The 7,133-nt window shown below is 68.4% G+C and carries 7 protein-coding genes and 1 pseudogene; 3 read left to right on the top strand and 5 right to left on the bottom strand.

From position 1 onward, the window contains the following. Positions 1-670 precede the first annotated feature (670 nt). Positions 671-1,015 (top strand): hypothetical protein, encoded by a 345-nt coding sequence (locus tag ACWGIH_RS43325; protein ID WP_453452767.1) that lies wholly within the window; start codon positions 671-673, stop codon positions 1,013-1,015. A gap of 305 nt (positions 1,016-1,320) precedes the next feature. Further along, positions 1,321-2,058: a dienelactone hydrolase family protein gene (locus ACWGIH_RS43320; protein WP_453452756.1), complete on the top strand. Its 738-nt coding sequence runs from the start codon at positions 1,321-1,323 to the stop codon at positions 2,056-2,058. 374 nt (positions 2,059-2,432) lie between these two features. On the opposite strand, the gene ACWGIH_RS43315 is transcribed toward ACWGIH_RS43320, so the two are convergent. The 3 genes and pseudogenes from ACWGIH_RS43315 to ACWGIH_RS43305 form a co-directional block, all read right to left on the bottom strand. Then, entirely contained in the window at positions 2,433-2,726 is a 294-nt protein-coding gene (locus ACWGIH_RS43315; protein WP_453452758.1) for a hypothetical protein, read from the bottom strand. A 207-nt stretch (positions 2,727-2,933) separates the two neighbouring features. Next, positions 2,934-3,146 carry a hypothetical protein gene (locus ACWGIH_RS43310; protein WP_453452760.1) on the bottom strand — a complete coding sequence of 71 codons (213 nt, stop codon included), beginning with the start codon at positions 3,144-3,146 and terminating at the stop codon, positions 2,934-2,936. A gap of 311 nt (positions 3,147-3,457) precedes the next feature. Then, positions 3,458-3,574: pseudogene (locus ACWGIH_RS43305) on the bottom strand (plasmid stabilization protein); the annotation flags it as partial. Positions 3,575-3,720: 146 nt separating this feature from the next. On the opposite strand from ACWGIH_RS43305, the gene ACWGIH_RS43300 reads away from it, so the two are divergent. Further along, positions 3,721-4,827 carry an amidinotransferase gene (locus ACWGIH_RS43300; RefSeq protein ID WP_453452762.1) on the top strand — a complete coding sequence of 369 codons (1,107 nt, stop codon included), beginning with the start codon at positions 3,721-3,723 and terminating at the stop codon, positions 4,825-4,827. Positions 4,828-5,029: 202 nt separating this feature from the next. Here ACWGIH_RS43300 and ACWGIH_RS43295 read toward each other — a convergent pair whose 3' ends face one another. Further along, on the bottom strand, positions 5,030-5,539 hold the full coding sequence (locus ACWGIH_RS43295; RefSeq protein ID WP_453452764.1) for a mycothiol transferase: 510 nt from the start codon (positions 5,537-5,539) through the stop codon (positions 5,030-5,032). 399 nt (positions 5,540-5,938) lie between these two features. Further along, positions 5,939-7,133 (bottom strand): MFS transporter (locus ACWGIH_RS43290; RefSeq protein WP_453452765.1); only part of this gene is annotated, 1,195 nt, incomplete at its 5' end.

Below are 7,133 nucleotides of genomic sequence, written 5' to 3'. Positions count from 1 at the left end.
AACGGCGGGCCCGTCCCCCAGCGTCCCGCGCGCACGGCGGGAGCCAGGGTCGCGGGCCGCGCGCGGGCCGGCCGGGGGGCGCGGGGGGGCGCGCCCCCCCGCCCGGGGCCCCCCGACCCTGGCGTGTCTGGGCAAGGTGCGGGACCGAACCGGCCGGCGCAGCCAGTGGCGGGACACGCCGTGTTGGCGGGAGACGGCTTGGTCCAACAGTGCCGCAGCACGGCCATGACTGAGATGCGTCGTCGTGGGCGTGAGGACCTGGGGGCCCGGCCCCTCGGGATCGACTGATCACCGGCTGAAGAGGAAGCCAGGAGTTGGCCGCCGCCCCCGGCCGCCTGCCGCTTCGGCTGTTCCTCTGCCGAAACCGGCGACGTCAACATGTCCTCCCACCGGCTCGGCTCGGCGGGCCGCATTGGACAGCTGGGTGGAGATCCAACAGGCCAAGGGATGCTCGCGAACGTCAGAGCGTCGCCAGACAGCGGCCCTTCACCCCTCTGTACGACTACGCTGGAACCCACAATCGTTGCGTGACGCACGTGGTTCGCGCCCTCATTGACGACTCCGCATCTTCCCGTCGGCCTGGGATCCGGCAGGCAGTCCCACGACTCATCAGCCCAGCCGTCCCGTTCCTTATACGCCGACACCACGCACAGGGAAGTGACACACGATGATGTATGACCAGGCTCGTGCTCAGCAGCCGCCCGACAAGCGCCGGGATTCCACCGAACGACGGGCCGCGGGGCCGGAACCGGTGCTCCCGGCGGACGAACGGGACCGGCTCGCGTTGCGACTCCAAGAGGCACTCAACGGCTTCGCCGGTAGCCCACTCGAGGCGCTGGAAGAGGCTGAGAGCATCTTTGACGAAGCCGCCGCCCAGTTCATGAACGTCCTCGCCGAACGACGGAGCGCCCTCCACGAGAGTTGGCAGGGCCACGACGCCGAAACGCAGGCGAATGAACTCCGGCATGCGATGCGGCAGTACCGGGAGATGACACAGCGGTTGCTGCGTACCTGAGCAGGGCGCGTGGGCAGGTCGACCGAACCGCAACTCGTATGGCTGCCATGACCCGTTGGTCCACCGGGCGTTCGACGCAGGGCTGGTCCAGTCGACGCCAGGCGGAGCTTGGAGGGTGCGGAAGAGGAGTGGGAGGCCTGACCGAGAGACGGGTCAAAGGGGCAACGGGATGGGCAGCTGCCGTGGGAACGAGGTCAGTGACGCTTCCCGTGAGCCCTCGCCGTTTTTAGGGGGATGTCCGCGCTGCTCTGCCAGCGGCAGAACAGCGGCCGGACCGGGCTCGACGATCACTACAGTCCCATCTCATGACGAGGATTACGACGCGTACGGTCGAGTACCCGGCCGACGGTCTGACGATGATCGGGCACCTCGCGCTCCCGGCCGGTGTCGACCGCCGGCCCGCAGTGCTGCTCGGACCAGAGGGCACGGGGCTCAGCGACGTCGAACGCCGCCGGGCCGATGCTCTCGCGGAACTGGGATACATAGCGCTGGCCTTCGACCTTCACGGCGGGCGCTATGTGAGCGACCCCGAGGAGATGCTGGCCCGTTGCATGCCCCTGCTCGCTGATCCCGACCGGATGCGGGGCATCGGCCATGCGGCGCTCGATGTGTTGCGCACCGAACCGCGGACCGACCCCGACCGGATCGCCGCCGTCGGCTACGGCACCGGGGGCGCCGTCGCGCTGGAACTCGGGCGCGACGGCGTCAACCTGCGCGCGATCGGCACAGTCAACGCGCTGACCACTGGCCGGCCGGGCGAGGCGGCGCGCATTCGCTGCCCTGTGTGGGCCGGGGTCGGGTCGGAAGACCCGATCATGCCGCCCGCGCAACGGAACGCGTTCACCGCTGAGATGCAGGCCGCGGGCGTCGACTGGCGCCTCACGGTCTACGGCGGCGCCTTGCACGCCTTCCACCACCCGCCGGTCGACCACCCCACGGTCCCCGGCGTCGGCTACCACCCACAGCACGCGCAGCGAGCCTGGCGCGACGTCGTCGACCTGCTCGCCGAGTGCCTGCCCGTGACGGAGGATCTGGGGGCATGACCCTGGCGGACATGCCGGCTCCAGGCTTGGTCGGCGTCATGCACTGACCCGGCCGAGCGCGAGGCGGTCCCGAACGATGCGATGGACGGCATCGTCGCATCCATCGCGATGCCGCTCCCGTCGTACAAGGATGGGGGTTCTGACTAGGCGTTTCGCATGGAGAGACGAACGGCTGCCCGCCCCTGAAGCCCTTCAGTGCCCATCGCACTGGTCGACGTCCGCAGGCAGCGGCTGGGTGTCCGCCGCCAGGCAGGAGGAGTAGACCCGCGGGGGCGTCGACGGTGGCTCTGGTTCCGATGAGACGCAGCCAGCGACGATCGTCCCCGCAGCAGCGAGGGATAGCCCTGCCATCGCGGCGAGCCAAGTTCCGCGGCTCACCGATCCCCACCGAAGTGGTCGCGCAGTTCGTCGCTGCAGTCGTCCTCGCCAGCGACGCGGACTCGAGAGAAGCCCAGCACTGTGTCTTCCTTGCCTTCCTTTTTGGCCTGGGCCAGTTGCTTCTCGATGTCCGCGATGTACTTGCCGCACTCGGCGCTGACAGGCTTCTCGGGCGCAGGGTCCTGCGCGGAGGAGGCGTTCAGCCCGGCTGTGGCGGCGAGGCCGGCCGCGCACAGTACTGTCCACGCGGCAATCCACTTGCGGCGGCTCATCCGTATCGGCTTGGGCATCCCGGCATCCTATGAGCGCCGCGGCAGGCTGTCGCCGAATCACGGTTTCCCCTCGACGTGCTGTATCGCATCGCGAGTGGTGCGAGAGCCTGACTCTCGGCCCGGCAGCTTGGTCAGGCACACAAGCTCGGGGTCCGGGACGTGCTTCAGGCACGCAAGCTGGATCCGCCGCCAACGGGCGGGGTCATGGGCCTAACTGTTGGCCGCTCACATGCTCCAGGCATCCGGTCCGCCGCCACGCCATTCGATCAGCGGCGAACGAACCACGTCCATTTCGTCGAATCCGTGCAGCCCCGCTTCCTGCATGAACGCTGCCACGTCACGGGTGGAGAAGGCCATGCCCGAGATCTGCCCGTCGACTCGGACCCGCCGACCGCCTTGCTCGTCGGGAGGGTACACGATCACGGGCGGAGCGCTCATAAGGACCAGCGTGCGTGGGGGGCCAGACGCACGCACGTCGGGATACTCCTTCCGGCTTCGGTCACCTCCGGCCACCCAGCCCGGCACGCAGGCTTCGCCGTCAGCTGCTCGGCGTGCAACGGCAAGACCCAGGAGGCTCCGATCGCGCGTACGCGGACCCGGTGCCCAGGCGCTGGAGAGTGCGTCCAGTAGGTCGCCGACCTGGGGGCCGGGCAGGGCGCGGGCGACATCGCCCTGGGGCACCTCTCCGGCGGTGGTCGCTGCGAGGGCCTATCTCTCCTTCGCTTCTGCGTCGGCCGGTGAAGGGCCGGTCAGCGGTCGACGGCCCTGGCCAGTTGCTGCTTGTTCATCGACGAACGGCCGTCGATGTTGCGCTTCTTGGCCTCTGCGTACAGCTGATCCTTGGTCGGCCCCTGGGAGCCGCCGTGATGAAAACCAGCGGTCCACTCGGGCAATGGCCGTACCACCAATGACTGAAATGCCGACCTTCAGCACGTGGGTAAGCGTGGTTGTGCGGCACACTGCAGCCAGGCAAAGCGGGTTACCGACTTCCGGGAGTGAAAGCGGGACCATCATGACCAACGACGACTCCGCCGAACCTTTCGTTTCGCCGGTGAATTCCCACAATGAGTGGGATCCGCTGGAGGAGGTCATCGTCGGCCGCATCGAAGGCGCGACGATCCCCTCCAGTCATCCCGTTGTGACTTGCAACATCCCTCCCTGGGCAGCCCGCTTGCAGGGGCTCGCCTCCGGGTTCGAGTACCCGAGCAGGTTGATCGAGCCGGCACAGGAAGAACTCGACCAGTTCGTTGGTCTCCTGCGCTCCCTCGGGATCACGGTCAGACGCCCGGACGCGGTCAAGCACAAGGAGGCCTTCAAAACCCCCGACTGGTCGTCGAACGGCTTTTGCAACGCCTGTCCGCGCGACAGTCTCCTCGTCATCGGCGACGAGATCATCGAGACACCCATGGCGTGGCCCTGCCGCTACTTTGAGACCCACTCCTACCGCGCCATCCTCAAGGACTACTTCCGGCGTGGCGCACGCTGGACCGCGGCCCCGCGGCCGCAGCTCACCGACGAACTGTTCGAGGATGACTTCTCCGTCCCCGAGCCCGACGAGCCCATGCGCTACATCCTCACCGAGTTCGAGCCGGTATTCGATGCGGCGGACTTCGTGCGGGCGGGACGCGATCTGTTCGTCACGCGGAGCAATGTCACCAACCGGATGGGCATCGACTGGCTGCGCCGTCATCTCGGTCCCGGCTACCGCATTCACGAAATCGAGAGCCGCTGCCGCACGCCCATGCACATCGACACGACTTTCATCCCTCTCGCACCCGGCAAGGTCCTGGTCAACCCCGAATACATTGACGCCGACCGCCTGCCCGAGGTTCTGAGCTCATGGGAGGTTCTCCTCGCTCCCGAACCCAACCCGATCGACGAGCGTTTGCTCAAGCTCACGTCGATGTGCGGCGAGTGGCTCAGCATGAACGTGCTCATGATCGACGAAAAGCGTGTGATCGCGGAACGGCACCACACCGACATGTTGCGCGCACTCGAAGGATGGGGGTTCGAGCCAATTCCGTGCGACATGCTGCACTATGCCCCGTTCGGCGGCTCATTCCACTGTGCGACGCTCGACACCAGGCGCCGCGGCACGCTCGAATCGTACGTTCAGTGATTGCCCTGAAAGTCAGCACCCAGGACTGGCTCGCCGCCCGCCTGTAGTCCCCGCCGTGATGTAGGCAGACTCCAGCCGGATTGGTAGGAGCAGGGACTCTGCCCTCGACGAGGGAGCCGGCGGCGCCGAAGCACGGCGAGTCGAGGACGTGACTGAGTGCGGCCCTGCACGGCAGGGGATTGGGCGGCAGGGGCCGTGTGTGTCAGCGGCGCTGCAGCAGGCCCCGGACGTATGCGGCCTGGCCGGTGTGCTGCAGGTCGTCGGAGATGACGCTGATCAGCCGTACCCCCAGGGTGACGTGCGGCGTCCACTGTTCGTCGACGACGCGGTCGAGCGCCGCTTCGTCGAGGGTGCGTACGAAGGAGAGGGTCTGCTCGTGGACGGCGTCGTGATAGCCGCGCAACTGGGCGGCGGAGACGCCACCGATCGACGCCACCTGCTTGGGGGTGTGCCCGTACCCCGTATCCTCCTCGCCGAGCGGTAGTCGGAACTGGTCGTACCAGCCCTGAGCGGTCCACACTTGGTCCAGGCCCGCCGCGTCAGCGACGTGATCGTCCTGAACGCGGGTGAGGTGCCACACCAGCCAGACGATCGAATTGGCTTCGTCGTCCGGACGGAATGCGAGCTCTTCGGGCGAGAGCCCCTCGATGGCAGCATGCACTGCCTCCTGGACGCGATTGAAGGCCTCCGTCAACATCTCTGCAGTGTTCATCCATCCATAGTCACCGCTGGGCCGCGAACACGCCGGAAAAGAAGGTGACGACGGCCTGTCGTTGGCCCTCAATCAGTCGGAGGTCTCGCCCACCAGCGTGGCGAGGGCGTGGCGCAGGGGGTGAGGAAGCGGGGCGCGTCGTGCTTTTCTCCTCGTTCGGTGAGCCCGGCGACAACTCGCGCTGGAGCACAGATGCCTTCTCCACGGGCCAGGATCCTGGGCGACAGCTGGATCGTGGGCGGCGTGCACTTGCAGGTGGCTCGGGTGCAGTTTGCTGGCGCTCGCCGGGGCTGGGGCCACCTAAGCGATGGACAGGATTCGCTGCTGTCCGTTGTCCGTTGTCCGGTGTTGGACCGCCGGTGACTGGTCTACCCGCCGTACGTCCCCAACCGGCAGGGCTCAGCGCAGAGTCCGTCGACGCGGTGTGGTCCCGAAAGTGATGAGGGCGGCCAGGCCGGCGATGAGTGCCAGCAGTCCGAACAGCTGTGGGTAGCCGCCCAGTGGTGAGGCCAGTGCGGCGCCGGCGAAGGGGGCGAGGGCGGAGGCTGCCGTGGTGGGTGCGGCGAGGAGTCCGGACAGGCGGCCGTAGTGGGTGGTGCCCCAGCGGTCGGTGATAGCGGTGGCTTGGAGGAGGGTGAGGTTGCCGCGGACCATCCCGGCCGTGACGGAGAGGGCGATCAGTAGTCCGTAGGGGCCGGGCACCAGCGCGAGGGCGGCTGTGGTGAGGGAGCCGAGTGCGATGAGCGCAACCGTTCGCGTCGTTGTGCCGGTGTGGTGGGCGAGGGTCGCGTACAGGGTGCGGCCGAGCGTCTGGCCGGCGCCGCCGAGGCCGAGTGCCCAGGCGGCTTCGGTGGTGGAGTAGCCGCGTTCGAGAAGGAGGGGGACAAGAGCGACGACGACGGCGGAGACCGTGAATGCGGAGAGGGTCAGGGCCGCAGCCAGCGTCCAGAACGGGCGGCTGCGGGCCACCGCGTCCGCGCCGCCGGTGGTGTGGGCGGGGGCAGGTGGCGCCTTGGGCCAGGGTGCTTTGAGGGCGAAGGCGTGGGCGGGGATGGTCACGGCGGCGAGCACCAGGGCGAGGACGGCGTAGGTCGCCCGCCAGGACAGGTGTCCGGCGAGGGCTGCGGTCAGAGGTGCGAAGACCGTGGAGGCCAGGCCACCGGCGAGGGTGACGACGGTGAGGGCGCGGATGTGGTCGGGGGCCCACCAGCGGGTGAGCGCGGCGAAGGCGGGCTGGTAGAAGGTGGCTGCCATCGCGAGTCCGGCGAGCAGCCAACCGGCGATGAAAACGGGCAGGTTCGGCGCTGCGGCCACGATGAGGATGCTCAGTACGCCGAGGACCGAACCCGCGGTCATTACGGCGCGCGGCCCGCGGTGGTCGATGATGCGGCCGACGCGTATCCCGGTGATGGCGGAGACGAGCAGAGCGGCGGAGAAGGCGGCCGTGGTCGCTCCGGCGGGCCAGCCGGTGGCGTGGGTGATCTGCGGGTTCAGCACCGGGAACGCGTAGTAGACGATGCCCCAGCTGGTGACCTGTGTCAGGCAGAGGGCGATCAGCGCGGCGCGGGGCCGCGACCGGTCCCCTGTGCCGGTC

The sequence above is a fragment of the Streptomyces sp. NPDC054872 genome (assembly GCF_053610705.1).
This window is presented reverse-complemented; position numbering and strand designations above follow the sequence as displayed.

Bases quoted from the DNA above. Each gene is read 5' to 3' on its own strand.
- ACWGIH_RS43325 (WP_453452767.1), top strand. From the start codon at position 671: ATGTATGACCAGGCTCGTGCTCAGCAGCCGCCCGACAAGCGCCGGGAT.
- ACWGIH_RS43320 (WP_453452756.1), top strand. From the start codon at position 1,321: ATGACGAGGATTACGACGCGTACGGTCGAGTACCCGGCCGACGGTCTG.
- ACWGIH_RS43315 (WP_453452758.1), bottom strand. From the start codon at position 2,726: ATGCCCAAGCCGATACGGATGAGCCGCCGCAAGTGGATTGCCGCGTGG.
- ACWGIH_RS43310 (WP_453452760.1), bottom strand. From the start codon at position 3,146: ATGAGCGCTCCGCCCGTGATCGTGTACCCTCCCGACGAGCAAGGCGGT.
- ACWGIH_RS43300 (WP_453452762.1), top strand. From the start codon at position 3,721: ATGACCAACGACGACTCCGCCGAACCTTTCGTTTCGCCGGTGAATTCC.
- ACWGIH_RS43295 (WP_453452764.1), bottom strand. From the start codon at position 5,539: ATGAACACTGCAGAGATGTTGACGGAGGCCTTCAATCGCGTCCAGGAG.